This window comes from Vibrio qingdaonensis (assembly GCF_026191675.1).
GTDB lineage: Bacteria > Pseudomonadota > Gammaproteobacteria > Enterobacterales > Vibrionaceae > Vibrio > Vibrio qingdaonensis.
The window spans coordinates 1-20,233 of sequence record NZ_JAKRRY010000047.1 but is presented as its reverse complement, the minus strand read 5'-3'; the positions used below and the strand labels follow the sequence as shown (position 1 = coordinate 20,233).

At 45.6% G+C, this 20,233-nt stretch carries 17 protein-coding genes; 12 read left to right on the top strand and 5 right to left on the bottom strand.

Translation table 11 applies throughout. The features are described 5' to 3' along the window. Nucleotides 1–116: 116 nt before the first annotated feature. Genes dxs through xseB form a run of 3 tightly spaced genes read right to left on the bottom strand, consistent with a single transcriptional unit; the run spans nucleotide 117 to nucleotide 3,152 of the window. On the bottom strand, nucleotides 117–1,982 hold the full coding sequence (gene dxs / locus MD535_RS22755; protein WP_265677413.1) for a 1-deoxy-D-xylulose-5-phosphate synthase: 1,866 nt from the start codon (nucleotides 1,980–1,982) through the stop codon (nucleotides 117–119). Nucleotides 1,983–2,004: 22 nt separating this feature from the next. After that, nucleotides 2,005–2,889 carry a (2E,6E)-farnesyl diphosphate synthase gene (gene ispA / locus MD535_RS22750; RefSeq protein WP_265677412.1) on the bottom strand — a complete coding sequence of 295 codons (885 nt, stop codon included), beginning with the start codon at nucleotides 2,887–2,889 and terminating at the stop codon, nucleotides 2,005–2,007. A gap of 20 nt (nucleotides 2,890–2,909) precedes the next feature. Continuing rightward, on the bottom strand, nucleotides 2,910–3,152 hold the full coding sequence (gene xseB / locus MD535_RS22745; protein ID WP_250615595.1) for an exodeoxyribonuclease VII small subunit: 243 nt from the start codon (nucleotides 3,150–3,152) through the stop codon (nucleotides 2,910–2,912). A gap of 325 nt (nucleotides 3,153–3,477) precedes the next feature. Here xseB and pomA point away from each other — a divergent pair, with 325 nt between their 5' ends. From pomA to thiI, 3 genes are all read left to right on the top strand, one after another. Further along, nucleotides 3,478–4,242, top strand: coding sequence for a flagellar motor protein PomA (gene pomA, locus MD535_RS22740; RefSeq protein ID WP_265677411.1), 765 nt, complete (start codon nucleotides 3,478–3,480; stop codon nucleotides 4,240–4,242). Between the two features lie 42 nt (nucleotides 4,243–4,284). Continuing rightward, entirely contained in the window at nucleotides 4,285–5,220 is a 936-nt protein-coding gene (locus MD535_RS22735) for a flagellar motor protein MotB (protein WP_265677410.1), read from the top strand. A gap of 258 nt (nucleotides 5,221–5,478) precedes the next feature. After that, nucleotides 5,479–6,927: a tRNA uracil 4-sulfurtransferase ThiI gene (thiI, locus tag MD535_RS22730; RefSeq protein ID WP_265677409.1), complete on the top strand. Its 1,449-nt coding sequence runs from the start codon at nucleotides 5,479–5,481 to the stop codon at nucleotides 6,925–6,927. 114 nt (nucleotides 6,928–7,041) lie between these two features. Here thiI and MD535_RS22725 read toward each other — a convergent pair whose 3' ends face one another. Beyond that, nucleotides 7,042–7,809: a DUF1853 family protein gene (locus MD535_RS22725; protein ID WP_390902972.1), complete on the bottom strand. Its 768-nt coding sequence runs from the start codon at nucleotides 7,807–7,809 to the stop codon at nucleotides 7,042–7,044. An 82-nt stretch (nucleotides 7,810–7,891) separates the two neighbouring features. Between MD535_RS22725 and MD535_RS22720 the strand changes: the two genes are divergently transcribed. Continuing rightward, a complete protein-coding gene (locus MD535_RS22720) occupies nucleotides 7,892–8,650 on the top strand; it encodes a Nif3-like dinuclear metal center hexameric protein (protein ID WP_265677407.1) in 759 nt (252 codons plus the stop codon). 153 nt (nucleotides 8,651–8,803) lie between these two features. Here the strand turns inward: MD535_RS22720 and MD535_RS22715 are convergent, their stop codons facing one another. Then, a complete protein-coding gene (locus MD535_RS22715) occupies nucleotides 8,804–10,093 on the bottom strand; it encodes a citrate synthase (RefSeq protein ID WP_265677406.1) in 1,290 nt (429 codons plus the stop codon). Nucleotides 10,094–10,487: 394 nt separating this feature from the next. Here MD535_RS22715 and sdhC point away from each other — a divergent pair, with 394 nt between their 5' ends. The 8 genes from sdhC to sucD all read left to right on the top strand — a co-directional run bounded on the left by sdhC (nucleotide 10,488) and on the right by sucD (nucleotide 20,170). Next, complete coding sequence (sdhC, locus tag MD535_RS22710) at nucleotides 10,488–10,880, top strand: succinate dehydrogenase cytochrome b556 subunit (protein WP_250615588.1); 393 nt, start codon at nucleotides 10,488–10,490, stop codon at nucleotides 10,878–10,880. After that, a complete protein-coding gene (gene sdhD / locus MD535_RS22705) occupies nucleotides 10,874–11,221 on the top strand; it encodes a succinate dehydrogenase, hydrophobic membrane anchor protein (RefSeq protein ID WP_250615587.1) in 348 nt (115 codons plus the stop codon). Before sdhC ends, sdhD begins: the two co-directional genes overlap by 7 nt. Then, a complete protein-coding gene (gene sdhA / locus MD535_RS22700; RefSeq protein WP_265677404.1) occupies nucleotides 11,222–12,988 on the top strand; it encodes a succinate dehydrogenase flavoprotein subunit in 1,767 nt (588 codons plus the stop codon). Nucleotides 12,989–13,003: 15 nt separating this feature from the next. Then, nucleotides 13,004–13,714: a succinate dehydrogenase iron-sulfur subunit gene (locus MD535_RS22695; protein ID WP_265677403.1), complete on the top strand. Its 711-nt coding sequence runs from the start codon at nucleotides 13,004–13,006 to the stop codon at nucleotides 13,712–13,714. Between the two features lie 127 nt (nucleotides 13,715–13,841). Next, nucleotides 13,842–16,661: a 2-oxoglutarate dehydrogenase E1 component gene (gene sucA / locus MD535_RS22690; RefSeq protein ID WP_265677402.1), complete on the top strand. Its 2,820-nt coding sequence runs from the start codon at nucleotides 13,842–13,844 to the stop codon at nucleotides 16,659–16,661. 21 nt (nucleotides 16,662–16,682) lie between these two features. Beyond that, on the top strand, nucleotides 16,683–17,888 hold the full coding sequence (gene odhB / locus MD535_RS22685) for a 2-oxoglutarate dehydrogenase complex dihydrolipoyllysine-residue succinyltransferase (protein WP_265677401.1): 1,206 nt from the start codon (nucleotides 16,683–16,685) through the stop codon (nucleotides 17,886–17,888). Nucleotides 17,889–18,131: 243 nt separating this feature from the next. After that, nucleotides 18,132–19,298 (top strand): ADP-forming succinate--CoA ligase subunit beta, encoded by a 1,167-nt coding sequence (gene sucC / locus MD535_RS22680; protein WP_250615582.1) that lies wholly within the window; start codon nucleotides 18,132–18,134, stop codon nucleotides 19,296–19,298. Next, nucleotides 19,298–20,170, top strand: a complete 873-nt coding sequence (sucD, locus tag MD535_RS22675) for a succinate--CoA ligase subunit alpha (RefSeq protein ID WP_265677400.1) — start codon at nucleotides 19,298–19,300, stop codon at nucleotides 20,168–20,170. Before sucC ends, sucD begins: the two co-directional genes overlap by 1 nt. Nucleotides 20,171–20,233: the final 63 nt, after the last annotated feature.

Sequence of the window (20,233 nt, the reverse complement as noted above, 5' to 3'; positions counted from 1 at the left end):
GTTAAAAACCGCTGTTAGAACGGCGGTTTTTTGTACGTTACATGATGTAAAAAATGAAAAAGGCGACCATTGGTCGCCTTTTGTTTATCTAATTTATAACGGTTTAAGCCTATCTACTATTTGGCGAGATAATCACGAATAGATTGCTCTATTCCCGTTGCATCCAAGCCAAGTTCCGCGTGCAGTTCTTCTTGCGAACCTTGCGCGATGAACTGATCTGGCAGACCTAAGTTTAGTACTGGTTTAAGTATTTTTTCACTCATCATAAACTCGATAACGCCCGCACCTGCGCCGCCAGCAATCGCGTTTTCTTCAAGCGTCACGATGACATCGTGCGATGCACAAAGCTCTTTGATCAACGCTTCATCAAGAGGTTTGACAAAACGCATGTCGGCAACGGTAGCATCAAGCGCTTCAGCGGCTTGTAGCGCGTCTTCTAGGAAGGTACCAAAAGAAAGAATCGCTGCATTCTTCCCTTCTCGCACAATACGCCCTTTACCGATCTCTAGCGCAGTAAACGCTTGTTCTGGCGTAGTACCATTACCGCTGCCACGAGGGTAGCGAACAGCACTTGGACCGTTATGAGTATGACCGGTGTAGAGCATTTGACGACATTCATTTTCATCGCTTGGTGCCATAATAACCATGTTAGGAATGCATCGCATGAAGCTAAGATCAAATGCCCCTTGGTGTGTTTGACCATCAGCCCCCACTAACCCTGCTCGGTCAATGGCAAACATCACGGGAAGATTCATAATCGCCACATCATGGATAAGCTGATCATAGCCACGTTGTAAGAACGTCGAGTAGATCGCCACAATAGGGTGGTTTCCGGCGATAGCCATCCCTGTAGCCAGTGTCACGGCATGCTGCTCAGCAATGGCAACATCGAAATACTGCTCTGGGTACTCTTTAGAAAAGCGTACCATACCAGAACCTTCTCTCATCGCGGGTGTAATTGCCATGAGCTTAGGATCTTGCACGGCCATATCACAAAGGAAGTCACCAAATATTTTAGAATACGTGGGCTTGCTAGAGCTACTTTTTGGCAGGCTTGAATGAGATGGATCGAATTTAGGTACACCGTGATAACCAATCGGATCTTTCTCGGCAGGTTCATAACCTTTGCCTTTCTTGGTCATGATATGCAGAAATTGAGGGCCTTTAAGCTCACGCATATTTTTGAGCGTTTTAATCAACTCATTGACATCGTGACCATCAACAGGACCGATGTAATTGAAACCGAACTCCTCAAACAAAGTGCCCGGAACAATCATGCCTTTCAAGTGTTCTTCAGTACGACGAACCAGCTCCTTAATTGGAGGCAAGCCAGAAAGTGCCTTCTTGCCACCTTCGCGAATTGAAGTATAAAGACTGCCTGATAACACTTGCGCTAAATGGTTGTTAAGTGCCCCGACGTTCTCTGAGATCGACATTTCGTTATCGTTAAGGATAACCAACATATCTGGGTGGACATCACCGGCATGGTTGAGCGCTTCGAAAGCCATACCCGCCGTGATCGCGCCATCGCCAATGACACTGACGACTTTACGGTTTTGCTGCTCTTTTTGCGCACTAATCGCAATACCAAGCGCGGCACTGATTGATGTAGATGAGTGACCGACAGACAGGACGTCGTATTCACTTTCTTCACGCCATGGGAATGGGTGCAGTCCATCTTTTTGACGAATCGTCGACATTTTTTCGCGACGACCCGTTAATATTTTGTGTGGGTAAGCCTGATGGCCTACATCCCAAATGAGTTGATCAAATGGTGTGTTGTAGACGTAATGTAGGGCGACAGTAAGCTCAACCGTTCCCAGGCCGGAGGCAAGGTGCCCGCTGGACTGGCTAACTGAATTTAACAAATACGTCCGCAGCTCTTCGCACAGCTTAGGCAGCGATTCCTTTGGCATCAAACGCAGATCTTCTGGCGTATTTGCTAATGTCAGTGTCGGATATTTGGAAATATCAAGTGTCATAGTAATTCAGCGCTTAGTATTGTTAATTGTTGCGCTCGATGACATATCGGGCGAAATCTTCTAGTAATTGCGTATTGTAGGGGATTGCATCTAAAGCACAAAGCGCTTCTTCGAAAAGAGCCTTGGCTTTTTGCTGTGCTCCTTCTAACCCAAGTAGTGCAGGGTAGGTGCTTTTGTTTAACTCTTGATCGGAACCTTGCGGTTTACCTAGCGTTTCAGTATCACCAATAACATCAAGAATATCGTCATGTACTTGGAACGCGAGACCAATAGATTCGGCATATTTCTCAAGCTGAGGGAGGACGGCGACGCCCTTATCACCCGCGGCCAGCGCGCCTAACTGAACCGCACATTTTATTAGTGCTCCAGTTTTATGGCGATGAATTTGTTCGAGTTCATTGATATCAACGAAGCGGTTCTCGGCCTCTAAATCCAATGATTGACCAACGCACATTCCCGCCGCACCTGATGCAAATGCCAATAGCTTTATCATCTCTATACGTTGTGTTTCAGCGGTAGGGGCAATCGGACCTTCTGATAGGATCGTAAATGATAGCGTTTGCAGTGCATCACCGGCCAAAATCGCCGTGGCTTCATCAAACTCAATATGGCAAGTTGCTTGCCCACGGCGTAATTCGTCGTCGTCCATAGCGGGTAAGTCATCATGGATGAGCGAATAGGCATGAACGCACTCAATCGCTGCCGCTGGTGTATCGAGCTCTTCGAGCGTGCAGTCGAGCATTTGCCCAGTGGCATAAACTAAAAAGGGTCTGGCACGCTTACCGCCGAGTAGCAGCGCGTAGCGCATTGCTTCGGTTAAACGTTGTTTTTGAAACGGATTGGTGTCCAACCAAGCATTCAATTGCTGGTTGTTTCTTGTCTGATAAGACTGCAAAGTCTCGATCATGTCGGTACTCACTTTTGACATTACTCTGGCTGTTGGGAGAAATCTTGCAGCTCAGCGTTATCGTCTTTGCTAAGAAGAATACTGACTTTTTGTTCTGCATCGGTAAGCTTATGTTGACCTGCTCGTGCGAGGGCAATACCACGCTCAAATTTCTTGAGGGCATCGTCTAATGCAAGGTCACCATTTTCAAGTTGTTCGACAAGCTGATCGAGCTCGTCGACTGTCGCTTCAAATGACATATTTTCTGGTTTTTTCGTAGCCATAACGTACTTGTTTTATCCGAAATGATCGAACGTTACATGAGCCTCGTCAGATGGTCAAATTAATGGTGCGAAAAATGTAGGCAAGGTAGGGTACTGGCGGGGCTTACGGCAAAAAAATACTCGATTTATCGCGAACTAAAGGTCTCTAGAATCCCTTTGCCTTGGTTGTTTTACAGTACTTATGTTCAAAACTGTGATTTTATGGTCATAAATAACTTAAAGATATCGAGGCGTGGTCGATAACCTCATTATAAAGCGATAGACTCAAGCGCATTATTGATTCAATTAAAATCATGTGCGACGTCAAAAGAAAACGGAGTATTGAGTGGATTTAGCGACGCTTGTTGGCCTCATCGGTGGGGTGGCATCCATTATTGTAGCCATGGTGCTTGGCGGAAGCATCATGATTTATTACGACACAACGTCTGTATTTATTGTGATTGGTGGCTCAACGTTTGTTGTGTTGATGAAGTTCACATTAAGTCAGTTTTTTAGTGCGGCCAAAATTGCTGGCAAAGCGTTCATGTTCAAGACGGATGAACCTGAAGACCTTATCGCTAAAATCGTTGAAATGGCGGATGCCGCGCGTAAAGGTGGTTTCCTAGCATTAGAAGAGATGGACATTCAAAATAGCTTTATGCAAAAGGGTATCGACTTATTAGTGGATGGTCATGACGCAGAAGTGGTAAGAAATGCCATGCAAAAAGATATTGCGCTTACCGATGAGCGACATGTTAAGGGGGCCAGTGTGTTCAAAGCATTTGGTGATGTTGCGCCGGCGATGGGTATGATTGGTACCTTAATTGGCTTGGTGGCGATGCTTTCTAACATGGATGATCCTAAATCTATTGGCCCGGCGATGGCGGTGGCGTTGTTGACGACGCTTTATGGTGCCATATTGTCCAATATGCTGTTTTTCCCGATTGCCGATAAATTGACGCTGCGTAGAGAGCAAGAAAAACTCAACCGTCGTCTCATTATGGACGGCGTGTTGGCCATTCAAGATGGACAGAACCCACGAGTCATCGATGGTTACTTGAAAAACTATCTTAATGAAAGTAAACGCGCTTTTGATTTGGATGGTGAGTAGTATGCCAGTCCTAGTCATTGAGCAAGGTGGGGAGGCATTCTAATGGAAGACGATAAAAAGTGCGACTGTCCGCCACCTGGCCTTCCTCAGTGGATGGGTACCTTTGCTGACTTGATGTCGCTGTTAATGTGCTTTTTTGTTTTATTACTTTCATTCTCAGAAATGGATGTGTTGAAGTTTAAGCAAATTGCGGGTTCGATGAAGTTTGCGTTTGGTGTGCAAAATAGATTGGAAGTGAAGGATATCCCTAAAGGAACCAGCATTATTGCTCAAGAGTTCCGACCGGGTCGACCGGAGCCTACGCCCATCGACGTCATTATGCAGCAGACGATAGACATTACTCAACAGACATTGGAATTTCAAGAAGGCGACTCTGATCGCGCAGGTGGCAACCAACGTGATGATGGAAAAATCACTGGTGGTCAAACCGCCGATCGTACCCAAAAAAATCAAATTGGTACCGCATCATCCGAAAGTGAAGATGCGTCGAAAGAGTTAGAAAAACTGGAAGAAGCGATAAAAATGGCGCTTCAACAAGAAATTAAACAAGGTGCGGTTGAAGTAGAAAACCTTGGTCAGCAACTGGTTATCAGAATTGAAGAAAAAGGCGCCTTTCCTGAAGGCTCGGCTTTTTTACAGCCTAAGTTTAGGCCGTTGGTGCGTCAGGTTGCGGATTTAGCGAAAGACATTCCCGGTTTAATACGGGTTTCTGGTCATACTGATAACACACCGCTAGATTCTGAACTGTATCGTTCAAACTGGGATTTATCTTCTCAAAGAGCCGTCTCCGTTGCGCAAGAAATGGAGAAAGTTAAAGGGTTTTCTCATCAGAGGCTTAGAGTGATAGGTGTGGCGGATACGGAACCAAGAGAGCCTAACGATACAGAAAGACAGCGCGCGCGAAATCGTCGTGTCGAAATCAGTATCATGCAAGGTGAACCGCTCTTTACCGAAGAAGTATCAGCGGACGGCGAGTAGCATTGCTGATGGACACCACCTGTTGAGTCATCATGACGCCAGTGCTTACGCGCTGGCGTTTTTTATTCCGATATTGCCTGAAGCATAGACAGAAACTGGAATCCAAGAGTCAGTTAGGTATATACTTGCGCCCCTGAGAAATTCTGACGTGAAAACGATGACGATTTAGCGTGGAAATGTCCCTCAGACTTATACTACAGTTGTTATATTGCCCTTACTGTCGGATTAGACAGCATTCCAACGAGATGTGATTAGACTATGAGATTTATCGTAAAGCCCCATCCAGAGATTTTTGTTAAAAGTGACTCAGTGCGTAAGCGCTTTACCAAAATCCTTGAGTCCAATTTGCGTATTATTATTCAACGTCGTACTGAATCTGTAGCGGTGATGAACCGTCGCGATCACATTGAAGTGAGTGCAAACTCGGCGCAATACTACAATGAAGTGTTAGAGATATTGACGCATACCTCGGGTATTCATCATGTATTGGAAGTACAGCAATCAGAATTCACTGACTTGCACGACATCTACGAGCAAGTGCTTGAGCTCAATGGCGGACTTATTGCTGATAAAACATTCTGCGTACGCGCCAAGCGACGTGGTAAGCATGAGTTTACCTCAATTGAACTTGAGCGTTATGTTGGTGGTGGCCTAAACCAAGCGGTAGAAAGTGCACGAGTTAAACTGAGCAAGCCAGATGTGACGGTTAATGTTGAGGTTGCTAATGATAAACTCAACCAAGTTATTGCTCGTCATAAGGGGCTTGGCGGTTTCCCGTTAGGTACTCAAGAAGATTTATTGAGCTTGATCTCTGGTGGTTTTGACTCCGGTGTGTCGAGTTACTTGCATATTAAGCGCGGTTCTAAAACACATTACTGTTTCTTTAATCTTGGTGGGCCAGCTCACGAGATTGGCGTGAAGCAAGTGGCACACTTTTTGTGGAATAAGTATGGTTCTTCAGCAAAAGTAAAATTCATTTCTGTGGATTTTGAGCCTGTTGTGGCTGAAATTCTAGAGAAAGTCGATGATGGCCAAATGGGTGTCGTACTTAAGCGTATGTTTATGCGTGCTGGTGGTATGGTCGCCGAGAAATTTGGTATCCAAGCTCTGGTTACTGGTGAGGCATTAGGTCAAGTATCAAGCCAAACTCTGACCAACTTACGTCACATCGATAATGTGACGGATACGTTAATTCTTCGTCCTCTTATCAACTGGGATAAAGAAGATATTATTGACGTTGCTCGTGAAATTGGTACGGAAGACTTCGCTAAAACGATGCCTGAATACTGTGGCGTGATCTCTAAGAAGCCAACGGTTAAAGCCGTAAAGGCAAAGCTAGAAATTGAAGAAGAAAAATTCGATTTTTCAATTCTTGATCAAGTGGTGTCTGATGCGAGAGTGATGGATATCCGCGATATAGAGAAAGAAAGCCAACAGCAAGCACCAGAAGTTGAACAGGTTCAAGCGGTAGAAGAACACGCGATAGTGTTAGATATTCGTAGCGCAGAAGAAGAGGAAGAGAGCCCACTTGAGATTACTGGTGTAGAAGTGAAGCACTTGCCATTCTTTAAGCTAGGGACTCAGTTCGGCGATCTTGATCAAACGAAAACCTACTTACTGTACTGTGACCGTGGTGTGATGAGCCGCCTACAAGCGTTGTACTTGCAAGAGCAAGGCTTTGCTAATGTTAAGGTTTATCGTCCATAGAAGTCGGCGATAGATCGATTGACTGCAGACAAATTGGCTTGCAGAAAAATAGAAATAAAAAGGCGCATAATGCGCCTTTTTTTGATCGTGCGTTTAATGGTTCGATTCGATCTGTTACATCGAGCTCTCCGGCCAGTCATTGGGCACGATAAACCAAAACTGGCCAGATTCAGATTGGCAATGAACAAAATGTTCCGGCCAAGATGTTAAGGCTTTCGGCTTAGTACCCGAAAATCCAGTTGCCCATAAATGCTTCGGAAGGGTATACATCGGCTCAGTTAATTTAGTGATGTCCTTTTGGTAGCACCAGAAACCAGCAATATTATTTTCGTCCAGATCAAATCCAAGGCATTGCTTAGGTACTGGCTCGAAATGGAATGGGTTGACGTAGAGCCTTCCTTGCATCAGTAGATGTTTGCTATTGGGGGCTAAATCAGGGAATTGATCTTTAAAGGCATCGGTATCACTCATCATCAATTGATGCTCTAACATTCTAGATAACTTCATATCTAAGCGATCTTTTGCATTGGGGCCATACCAACGGTTGTCTTTTAGCAGATAGAACTTGATGGCGACTTCCCAGTGTTCCAAAGTAGACTGTCGTTTATTGCCAATTAAGAAGTCGATAGCGCCTAATGTCTTTTTATCCTGCTGTAATTGTATCTCTTCTGCAATGACGTCGTAATCTGGGTGCTGTTCAAAGTGACGACGACAGAGCTCTTGATAAAGAAAGCCCAAACGTGGATTACCATGATAGGGGGCGGTGTCCATGGGTGTGAGGTCTGCCTTTGGAGGCAACTGTGTTTCCAAGCGAGGATCACCATTAGTTAAGCTCGATGCTTGGCTTATCCATGTTGCAAATTCGGCTAAATAGTCTTTCATCATGAGTTTTATACTTTCCTTTCGACAGCATTAGATTAAATTGCTATAACCATCTGGATCAAGCCACAAAGCAGGAATTTGCATGAATCATCTACAACTTGAAGCAATATTGAATGACAAGCTGTCACCGCAACTCATTAAAGACTACTGCCCTAACGGGTTGCAGGTTGAAGGCGCGGTAGAGATAAAAAAAATAGTCACTGGTGTGACGGCCTCTCAAGCGTTAATCGATCATGCTATTTTGGTGAATGCGGATGCCATTCTTGTTCATCATGGTTATTTTTGGAAAGGTGAGCCAGAAGCGATTCGTGGCATGAAGGGCAAGCGAATTCGTAGCTTGATTAAACACGATATTAACCTTTTTGGTTATCATCTACCGTTAGATATCCATCCAGAGCTCGGTAACAACGCCCAGTTGGCTCAATTGCTTGATATTGAGGTTGAGGCAGGGTTGGAAGGGCATGCGCAGTCAGTTGCCATGTGTGGTCGTTTTAAGCGACCGATGTCTGGGAAGGAATTGGCGCAGCGTCTCCACTCGGTGTTGAATCGAGAACCCCTTCATATTGCACCGGAAAGTGAAGATAAGCTCATAACAACGGTAGGTTGGTGCACGGGCGGTGGGCAAGATTATATTGAAATGGCCGTCGCGCAGGGGCTGGATGCGTTTATTTCGGGTGAAGTATCAGAGCGGACCACGTATACGGCACGTGAGATGGGCATACACTACTTTGCAGCAGGGCATCATGCCACTGAAAGATACGGGGTTAAAGCGTTAGGGGAGTGGTTAGCGGCTGAACATAGTTTGGATGTTGAATTTGTCGATATCGATAATCCAGTATAAGTGTTCTCCCTAAAGCATTAGTACTTTGCGTGCTCACACCTAAGAAATGGATGAGCATAAATTGGTTAGGTATAAAAAAGAGCAGCCCTGGCGCTGCTCTTTTTTGTTTACCTTTTCACAGATAGTGCCTAATTAAGCGCTATGTGTACTCAGTTACTCACGTTCATGTAGAGGTCGGAAATCACGCATTTCTTCACCCGTGTAAAGTTGACGTGGACGACCAATTCGGTTTGCAGGATCACTGTGCATTTCGTTCCAGTGCGCAATCCAACCAACAGTACGAGACATCGCAAAGATAACGGTAAACATAGAAACAGGAATACCGATTGCTTTAAGAATGATACCTGAATAGAAGTCTACGTTCGGGTAAAGTTTCTTCGAGACGAAGTATTCATCAGACAGTGCAATACGCTCTAGTTCCATCGCCACGTCAAGCAGTGGATCTTGAATGTTGAGCTCTTTAAGCACTTCATGACAGGCTTCACGCATAACTGTTGCACGTGGGTCGTAATTCTTATAAACACGGTGACCAAAGCCCATGAGGCGGAATGGGTCGTCTTTATCTTTTGCTCTATCAACATACTCTGGAATGTTGTCGACGGAGCCGATCTCTTCCAACATACGTAAACATGCTTCGTTAGCACCACCGTGAGCTGGGCCCCAAAGTGACGCAATACCTGCTGCAATACAAGCGAACGGGTTAGCGCCAGATGAACCTGCAAGACGCACTGTTGATGTTGATGCGTTTTGTTCGTGGTCTGCGTGTAAAGTGAAAATCTTATCCATGGCACGAGCAACGATAGGGTTGACTTCATACTCTTCACATGGGTTAGCAAACATCATATGTAGGAAGTTTTCCGCGTATGTTAGGTCGTTACGTGGATAGATGAATGGCTGACCGATTGAGTATTTGTAACACATCGCCGCCAGTGTCGGCATCTTCGAAATGAGTCGGTATGCCGCAATTTCACGGTGGTTGTCATTATTGACATCTAACGAGTCATGATAGAAGGCAGCAAGTGCACCAACTACACCACACATTACGGCCATCGGGTGAGCGTCACGACGGAAACCGTGGAAGAAGCTCGCGATTTGTTCGTGAACCATAGTGTGACGGGTAACCGTCTGTTTGAAGCTCTCATACGCTTCTCGGGTAGGGGCTTCGCCCATGAGAAGGATATAACATACTTCTAGGTAATCTGCATTGTTAGCCAATTGATCGATTGGGAATCCACGGTGCAAAAGCACACCTTTGTCACCATCGATATAAGTGATTTGAGATTCACAGGATGCAGTGGCAAGAAAACCTGGGTCAAAAGTAAAATAACCATTTGCTCCAAGCTTACGAACATCGACTACTTGTGGTCCTATAGAACCATCCATAATCGGCAGCTCGATCGGCGCTGTACCTTCAATGTGAAGGGTCGCTTTCTTATCCGCCATAACAATCTCCTTTGTTTATTATTTAATCCGTCCAGGATGTTTATGTGCCAATTTTTTACTTTGCTTCGACTTCAAAGTCAATTTATATACGGTTTTGTGTGCACTTGTTATGATTTTTTAAGGAAAAATGGTTAAAAATCTGTGCTGTGTAGCATATTTTGTTACAGCAATTGTATTAGAATGTTGCCAGCCGTATAGTTGCGGTGAAAATTTTGGCTGAGTCCTTATAAAATCGAGGGTGCAAACCGAAGTGAGGTCGGTGCTAACCCTAGGTGTTTAACATTTTCATTACAATTATCTCGGTTGTAACACGGAATAATTGTTAAGTTTGTGTTAATTTTTGAGGCTTCCAAGCCAAAATTTATCTATAACAATAAATGCTCAATGGAGCTGAGTGAGCAAGCCCATGAAAGAAAGAAAGCCCAGACCTGTTAATTTAGATTTACAAACAATAAAAATGCCAATCACGGCAATTGCGTCCATCCTGCACCGAGTGTCGGGTGTGATTACTTTTGTGTCGATTGGAATCCTCCTATGGTTACTATCCAAGTCACTTTCCTCCCCTATTGGATTCGCTGAAGCGGCAGACATCGTCGACGGTTTCTTCGTGACGTTTATTCTTTGGGGAATATTGACGGCATTGGCTTACCACATTGTTGGTGGTATTCGTCATTTGCTTATGGATCTTGGTCATTTTGAAGAGCTCGATACGGGCGCAAAAAGTGCCAAGGTTTCCTTCATCTTGACAGGTATCCTGTCTCTATTGGCGGGAGTATTAGTATGGTAGGTAGTGTTTCTTCAGTTGGTCGTAATGGCGTTCACGATTTCTTATTGATTCGTGCAACGGCGATCATTATGACGCTTTATACGATTTATATCGTAAGCTTTTGTGCCTTTTCTGGCGATATCTCTTATGTGTCATGGACGCAATTTTTTGGTGGGACCTTTACTAAAGTCTTCACGATGCTCGCCCTGACATCAGTACTGATTCATGCCTGGATCGGTTTATGGCAAGTTCTTACAGACTATATCAAATGCACCAAGTTACGTGGTGGACTGCAGTTGGCCATTATTGCAGTGCTTCTTGGTTATTTCTTCTCTGGTTTCTTTATTCTGTGGGGTGCGTAAGTGACTATTCCAGTTAGAGAGTTTGACGCTGTTGTAATCGGCGCTGGTGGTGCGGGTATGCGTGCTGCTCTACAAATTTCAGAGCAAGGCTTAAGCTGTGCTCTTTTATCAAAAGTTTTCCCAACTCGTTCACATACGGTATCCGCTCAAGGTGGTATTACCGTTGCGCTAGGTAATGCGCATGAGGATCACTGGGAACAGCATATGTACGACACGGTAAAAGGTTCCGATTATATCGGCGACCAAGATGCCATTGAGTATATGTGTAAGAACGGACCTGAATCTGTTATTGAACTTGAAAAAATGGGATTGCCATTTTCTCGTTTTGATAATGGCTCTATCTACCAACGTCCATTTGGTGGCCAATCTAAAAACTTTGGTGGTGAGCAAGCTGCGCGTACCGCCGCTGCCGCTGACCGTACTGGTCACGCATTGCTTCACACGCTTTACCAGCAAAATATCAAGCACAAGACCACGATTTTCTCAGAATGGTATGCGCTTGATCTTGTGAAGAATGAAGACGGCGCCATTATGGGTTGTACGGCACTTTGCATGGAAACGGGTGAAGTGTGTTATTTCAAATCCAAGGCGACGATTTTAGCAACCGGTGGCGCTGGTCGTATTTATGCCTCGACAACGAATGCGCATATCAATACCGGTGATGGTGTGGGTATGGCAATTCGCGCTGGTGTTCCAATGCAAGATATCGAAATGTGGCAATTCCACCCAACGGGTATTGCGGGCGCAGGGGTACTTGTGACGGAAGGGTGTCGTGGTGAAGGTGGTTACCTTCTAAATAAAGATGGCGAACGTTTCATGGAGCGCTATGCACCAAATGCGAAGGATTTGGCTGGTCGTGATGTGGTTGCGCGCTCGATGATGATTGAGATTCGTGAAGGCCGTGGTTGTGATGGCCCTTGGGGACCGCACATCAAGCTGAAACTTGATCATTTGGGTAAAGATACACTTGAGTCGCGTCTTCCTGGGGTTTGTGAGTTGTCTCGTACGTTTGCTCACGTTGATCCAGTCAAAGAGCCAATCCCAGTTATACCAACTTGTCACTACATGATGGGTGGCGTGCCGACTCAAGTTTCGGGTCAAGCTATTAAGCAAGATGCCAATGGATCGGATGTAGAGATTCAAGGTTTATTTGCTTGTGGTGAAATTGCCTCGGTATCCGTGCATGGTGCGAACCGCTTAGGTGGCAACTCGCTACTTGATTTGGTGGTATTTGGTCGTGCTACAGGTCTACACCTTGGCGAAACACTGAATAAACAAGCGGACGCAAAACCGGCGACTGACGCTGATATTGAGCGCTCGCTAGAACGTTACAACCGATGGGAAAATAGCACTGGCGGTGAAGACCCAGCTCAAATTCGTAAGGATTTGCAGCAATGTATGCAAAACAACTTCTCGGTGTTCCGTGAAGGTGATGCGATGGCAAAAGGACTTGAAGAACTAAAAGTCATTCGTGAACGTTTGAATAATGCCTACCTGTCTGATAAATCGACAGAATTCAACACGCAGCGTATTGAATGTTTAGAGCTTGAAAACCTAATGGAAACGGCATTTGCAACGGCTGTGGCGGCGAACTACCGTACAGAAAGCCGTGGTGCTCATGCTCGATTCGACTTCCCAGATCGTGATGATGAGCAATGGCTATGCCACTCCATCTACAATCCTGAAACAGAAGCGATGTCGAAGCGTGGCGTAAACATGGAACCAGTACATCGTGAAGCTTTTCCACCAAAAGCACGTACGTACTAAGAGGAGGACAAAATTATGCAACTGAATTTCTCTTTGTATCGTTACAACCCTGATGTCGATCAGAAGCCTTACATGAAAGATTACACCCTTGAGGTGGATGAAGGCTCCGATATGATGTTACTCGATGCTTTAATTCTATTAAAAGAACAAGATCCTAGCATTTCGTTTCGACGTTCTTGCCGTGAGGGTGTGTGTGGCTCTGATGGTTTAAACATGAACGGCAAAAATGGTCTCGCGTGTATCACACCGTTGTCTGCTTTGCAGGGTGACAAGATAGTTATTCGTCCTTTGCCAGGGTTACCTGTGGTACGAGACTTGATTGTCGACATGACTCAGTTTTATGATAACTACTCGAAAGTTAAGCCGTTTCTTGTTTCTGATGGCAATTTGCCTCCTTCAAGAGAGAACTTACAATCTCCTGAAGAACGAGCACATCTTGATGGGCTTTATGAGTGTATCATGTGTGCATGTTGTACAACGTCGTGTCCTTCTTTCTGGTGGAACCCAGACAAGTTTATTGGACCTGCGGGTCTATTGGCGGCTTATCGTTGGCTAATTGATAGCCGTGATACGGCGACAGAGGAACGATTATCTGAATTGGATGACGCATTTAGCGTATTTCGTTGTCACGGTATCATGAACTGTGTCAGTGTATGCCCTAAGGGATTAAATCCAACAAAAGCGATTGGACACATTAAATCGATGTTAGTGAACCGTTCGATTTAAACAAATCCGGCGTTGTTTTAGTCTATAAATATTGTCGATTCGAGTAGAGGGCTCTCTCTATGAGAATCGACTTTCGATAGCTCGGCTTAGACCGCAGCAACTATGAAAACTACTGGTAAGGGAAAATATGCACAACGGCGTGATGAAGGCATGGCTCGAGTCTTCACACTTGGCTGGCGCCAATGCAACCTACGTAGAGGACCTCTACGAACTGTATCTAAGTGATCCCGAACAGGTAAGTGAGGAGTGGAGACGTGTTTTTGATGGGTTGCCTATGCAGCCTGACGATGTGGTTGAACAACCGCATTCACGTGTCCGTGATTACTTCCGACGACTCGCGAAAGAAACAAAGCATTCAAGTGCCCAAGTAAGTGATCCAGAAGTCGATGCTAAGCAAGTAAAAGTACTACAGCTTATCAACGCATACCGCTTTCGCGGTCATCAAGCAGCAGATCTTGACCCATTAGGGTTGTGGAAGCGTCCCCCCGTTGCAGAACTTGAACCTGCATTCCACTCTTTAACGGATGATGATTTAGACGAAACCTTTAACGTGGGTTCTTTTGCCATTGGCCAAGAGAGCATGACGTTGAGAGACCTGCATAAAGCCCTACAAAAAACCTATTGTGGTTCTGTTGGCGCTGAATACATGCACATGACGAACACCGAACAAAAGCGTTGGATTCAGCAACGACTTGAGTCTGTAGTTGGTCAACCTTCCTTTGACGAAGACCAAAAAAATACCTTTTTAGAAGAACTAACTGCAGCGGAAGGTCTTGAGCGCTATTTAGGTGCTAAATTCCCAGGTGCAAAACGTTTTTCTTTAGAAGGTGGTGATGCGCTAGTGCCAATGACGAAAGAGCTCATTCGTCATGCGGGTGCATCTGGTTTACGCGAAGTGGTTATTGGGATGGCTCACCGTGGTCGACTCAATATGCTGGTCAACGTCTTAGGTAAAAAACCACAAGACTTGTTTGATGAATTTGCGGGTAAGAAGCACGACGATACTTGGGGTACCGGTGACGTTAAATATCACCAAGGTTTCTCAGCCGATTTTGCGACACCAGGTGGGGATGTGCATTTAGCATTAGCATTCAACCCTTCTCACCTAGAGATCGTTAATCCAGTGGTTATTGGCTCTGTACGAGCGCGTCAAGATCGCCTTGGTGATAAAGACGGTAGCATGGTACTTCCTATTACCATTCACGGTGATTCTGCGATTGCAGGGCAAGGTGTGGTGGCAGAAACGTTCAATATGTCGCAAGCTCGTGGATTCCGAGTTGGTGGCACGGTTCGAATCGTGGTGAACAACCAAGTGGGCTTCACTACATCAAACCCACATGACATGCGTTCTACCATGTACTGTACTGACATCGCCAAGATGGTTCAGGCTCCAATCTTCCATGTTAACTCCGATGATCCAGAAGCGGTCGCTTTCGTCACTCGAATTGCACTTGATTTTAGAAACACGTTCCACAAAGACGTGATTATTGACCTCGTTTGTTACCGTCGCCATGGTCACAACGAAGCCGACGAGCCGAATGCAACTCAACCGTTGATGTATCAGAAGATCAAAAAACACCCAACACCACGTAAGCTGTACGCAGATGTATTGATCGAGCGTAATGAGAGCGATATCGAAACCGCAACTCAAATGGTGAACGAATACCGTGATGCATTAGATCGCGGTGAAGTGGTGGTGAAAGAGTGGCGCCCAATGGCACTTCACTCTGTTGACTGGTCTCCTTACCTCGGGCATGAGTGGGATATGGAATGGGACAGCGCCGTTGGAAAAGAACGCGTTATTGAACTAGGCGAGCGCCTAGGACAGTTCCCAGAAAGTCATAAATTACAAAGTCGAGTTAATAAACTCTACAACGATCGCGCCGCCATGATGAGTGGCGAAAAGATGGTTGATTGGGGTATGGCTGAAACACTGGCTTACGCGACGATTCTTGATGATGGTAAGCGCATTCGTATCTCAGGCCAGGATGCAGGACGAGGTACTTTCTTCCACAGACACTCTGTTCTTCATAACCAAGATGACGCGAGCACTTACATTCCGTTAGCAAATATTCATGATAAACAGGGGCCATTCCAAGTATTTGACTCCGTGTTATCAGAAGAAGCGGTACTGGCGTTTGAGTACGGTTACGCAACCGCAGAGCCGAGTGGTTTAACCATTTGGGAAGCCCAGTTTGGCGATTTTGCTAATGGTGCTCAAGTGGTTATTGACCAATTCATCTCGTCTGGAGAGCAAAAGTGGGGACGTTTATGTGGCTTGACCATGTTGCTTCCGCATGGCTATGAAGGCCAAGGACCTGAACATTCATCGGCAAGACTAGAGCGTTACTTGCAGCTTTGTGCTGAGCAAAACATGCAAGTCATTATCCCGTCAACACCGGCTCAGGTTTATCACATGATACGTCGTCAGGTCGTACGACCAATGCGTCGACCGTTGATTGTGATGTCACCAAAATCGCTACTTCGCCATCCTTTATGTACATCAAGTCTTGATGACTTGGCATCGGGGACATTTGAACCTGCGATTGGTGAAGTGGATGACCTTAATCCAGAGAACGTAAAACGTGTCATTTTCTGTTCTGGCAAAGTGTACTTTGATCTTCTAGAGCAGCGTCGTAACAATGAGCAAGAAGATGTTGCGATAGTACGTATTGAACAGCTTTACCCATTCCCACTGGATGATGTTAGAGCGAAAATTTCGAAGTATACCAATGTACAAGACGTGGTGTGGTGTCAAGAAGAGCCACAAAACCAAGGCGCTTGGTATTCAAGCCAACACAATTTCCGTGCAGCGATTCCTGTAGGTGTTGATTTGAAATATGCAGGGCGTCCAGCCTCTGCTTCACCTGCCGTTGGTTATATGTCAGTACACTTGAAACAACAGAAAGCGTTGATCGAAGACGCGTTGACCTTGATTAAGAACTAGAAGTAAAAGGAAGAAACAGATATGACAATTGAAATTCTGGTTCCAGACTTACCTGAATCTGTCGCTGACGCAACCGTCGCGACTTGGCATAAGAAACCAGGCGAAGCAGTGGCTCGAGATGAAGTCATTGTAGACATTGAAACGGATAAAGTAGTCCTTGAAGTCCCTGCGCCAGAAGCAGGTGTACTGGAAGAAATTATTCAAGAAGAAGGGGCGACGGTTCTATCTAAAGAGCTGATTGCACGTCTGAAGCCGGGTGCGGTGGCGGGCGAGCCGACAACAGATACGACGGATTCAACCCAAGCTTCTCCTGACAAGCGCCACAAAGCGGCACTGACAGAAGAGTCAAACGACGCGTTAAGCCCAGCCGTTCGCCGTTTACTGGGTGAACACAGCTTAAAAGCAGAAGATGTGAAGGGTTCTGGCGTTGGCGGCAGAATCACTCGCGAAGACATTGAAGCACACCTAGCTGCTGCGAAGAACGCACCAAAAGCGGAAGAGACGGCAGCCGTTGCTCCTATTTCGGCGCGCAGCCAAAAACGAGTCCCAATGACTCGTCTTCGTAAGCGTGTTGCCGAGCGTCTGCTTGAAGCGAAAAATAGCACGGCAATGTTAACAACATTTAATGAAGTTAACATGAAGCCAATTATGGACTTGCGTAAGCAATATAAAGACCAGTTTGAAGAGCGTCATGGCACGCGCCTCGGCTTTATGTCTTTTTATGTGAAAGCCGTGACCGAAGCGTTGAAGCGTTTCCCTGAAGTGAATGCATCCATTGATGGTGAAGAAATTGTTTATCACAATTACTTCGACATTAGCATGGCGGTATCGACGCCACGTGGTTTGGTGACACCAGTCCTTAAAGATTGCGACACCTTGGGTTTTGCTGATATTGAAAAAGGCATCAAAGAGCTCGCAATCAAAGGCCGCGACGGTAAGTTAACGGTCGAAGAGCTGACGGGTGGTAATTTTACTATCACGAACGGTGGCGTTTTCGGTTCATTGATGTCAACGCCAATCATCAACCCACCGCAAGCGGCTATCTTGGGGATGCATAAAATCCAAGACCGACCAATGGCGGTTGATGGCAAAGTCGAAATTCTACCAATGATGTACCTAGCGCTATCTTATGATCACCGTCTAATCGATGGTCGTGAGTCGGTGGGTTTCTTGGTGACAATTAAAGAACTATTAGAAGATCCAGCACGTTTATTGCTCGATGTATAACGTATTGGTCAATGTGGAAATTGCTCGATAGGTAATGTGTTGAACAATATATAACAACGTGTTGTTTGTTTATTGGGGTGTGTAGTCATCCCAAGTAACAGGAGCTAGGCAGGCTCAGCGTCTAGCTCTTATTTAGCCCTTTACTGGGTGATTCGTAGAAGTACCTCCTACAGACGTATGGCCCACTTATCGGCTTTATGGAAATAATAAATCCCTTTAGGGATAAACAAATGGAATAACGAAATGAATTTGCATGAATACCAAGCCAAACAGCTGTTTGCAGAATTCGGTTTGCCTGTACCAGAAGGCTTTGCATGTGATACAGCCCAAGAAGCGTTCGAAGCGGCTGGCCGCATTAGCACAGAGAAAAAAGTCGTTAAATGTCAGGTTCACGCAGGTGGCCGCGGTAAAGCGGGTGGCGTTGAACTTCATGATACGAAAGAAGGCGTTAAAGAGTTTGCGCAGAAATGGCTAGGAAAAAACCTGGTGACTTTCCAAACTGATGCAAATGGTCAGCCTGTCACTAAGATTTTGGTTGAAGAAGCATCAAACATCGCCAATGAATTGTATTTAGGTGCAGTGGTTGATCGTGCAACGCGTCGTATCGTGTTCATGGCATCAACAGAAGGTGGTGTGGACATTGAAAAGATTGCTGAAGAAACGCCAGAATTAATCCACCAAGCCGCGATTGATCCGCTTGTCGGTCCTCAAGCCTACCAAGGCCGTGAGCTTGCATTTAAACTGGGTCTTGTTGGCGACCAGATTAAACAGTTCGTTAAGATTTTCTTAGGTCTTGGTAACATGTTTGCTCAGTACGACTTAGCTCTACTTGAAATCAACCCACTTGTGGTCACGGCGGAAGGTAACCTTCTTTGTCTTGATGGCAAGATCAACATTGATTCAAACGCGATGTACCGTCAGCCTAAGCTTCGCGAGATGCACGATCCATCTCAAGAAGATGAGCGTGAAGCACATGCAGCTCAGTGGGAACTTAACTATGTCGCGCTTGATGGTAGCATTGGTTGCATGGTAAACGGTGCCGGTCTAGCAATGGGTACGATGGATATCGTAAACCTACACGGCGGTCAACCTGCAAACTTCCTCGATGTAGGGGGCGGTGCGACAAAAGAGCGTGTAACAGAAGCGTTCAAGATCATCCTGTCAGACACGAATGTAAAAGCGGTTCTTGTTAATATCTTCGGTGGTATTGTTCGCTGTGACCTGATTGCTGACGGCATCATTGGCGCAGTGGAAGAAGTGGGCGTTAAAGTCCCTGTTGTCGTTCGTCTTGAAGGTAACAATGCACCTCTAGGTTCGCAAAAATTAGCGGAAAGTGGTCTAAATATCATAGCTGCGACTTCTCTAACTGAAGCTGCGGAAAAAGTTGTTGCTGCAGCGGAGGGCAAATAATGTCTGTACTAATTAATAAAGATACTAAAGTTATTTGTCAGGGCTTTACTGGTGGTCAAGGTACGTTCCACTCAGAGCAAGCGATTGATTACGGAACAAAAATGGTTGGCGGTGTATCGCCAGGTAAAGGAGGTCAAACTCACCTTGGTCTACCGGTATTTAACACGGTTCGTGAAGCAGTAGAAACGACAGGTGCAACAGCATCCGTTATCTATGTACCAGCACCATTTTGTAAAGACGCAATTCTAGAAGCGATTGATGCGGGCATCAAGCTTATCGTAACTATCACTGAAGGTATTCCAACGCTTGATCTTTTAGACGTTAAAGTCCGTCTAGATGAAGCGGGTGTGGTAATGATTGGTCCTAACTGTCCAGGTGTGATTACGCCGGATGAGTGTAAGATTGGTATCATGCCTGGCCATATTCATAAGAAAGGCAAAGTGGGCATCGTATCTCGCTCGGGAACGCTAACTTATGAAGCGGTTAAGCAAACAACGGATGAAGGCTTTGGTCAGTCTACGTGTGTTGGTATCGGTGGTGACCCTATTCCTGGTTCAAACTTCATCGATATCTTGAAGTTGTTCCAAGAAGATCCAGAAACCGAAGCAATCGTTATGATCGGTGAAATCGGTGGCACAGCGGAAGAAGAAGCGGCAGCCTTTATCAAGGCAAATGTGACGAAACCAGTCGTTTCTTACATTGCAGGTGTGACTGCGCCTCCAGGTAAGCGTATGGGTCATGCTGGTGCGATTATTTCTGGTGGTAAAGGTACAGCAGAAGATAAATTTGCAGCGCTTGAAGAAGCGGGCGTAAAAACCGTGAAAAGCTTAGCTGACATTGGCTCAGCACTTCGCGAAGTGACCGGTTGGTAATAATCAAGTTGGTTTAAGGCGACAAGCCTTTAAATGTACGTTTGAAAAAGGGCTCCGGTAGGA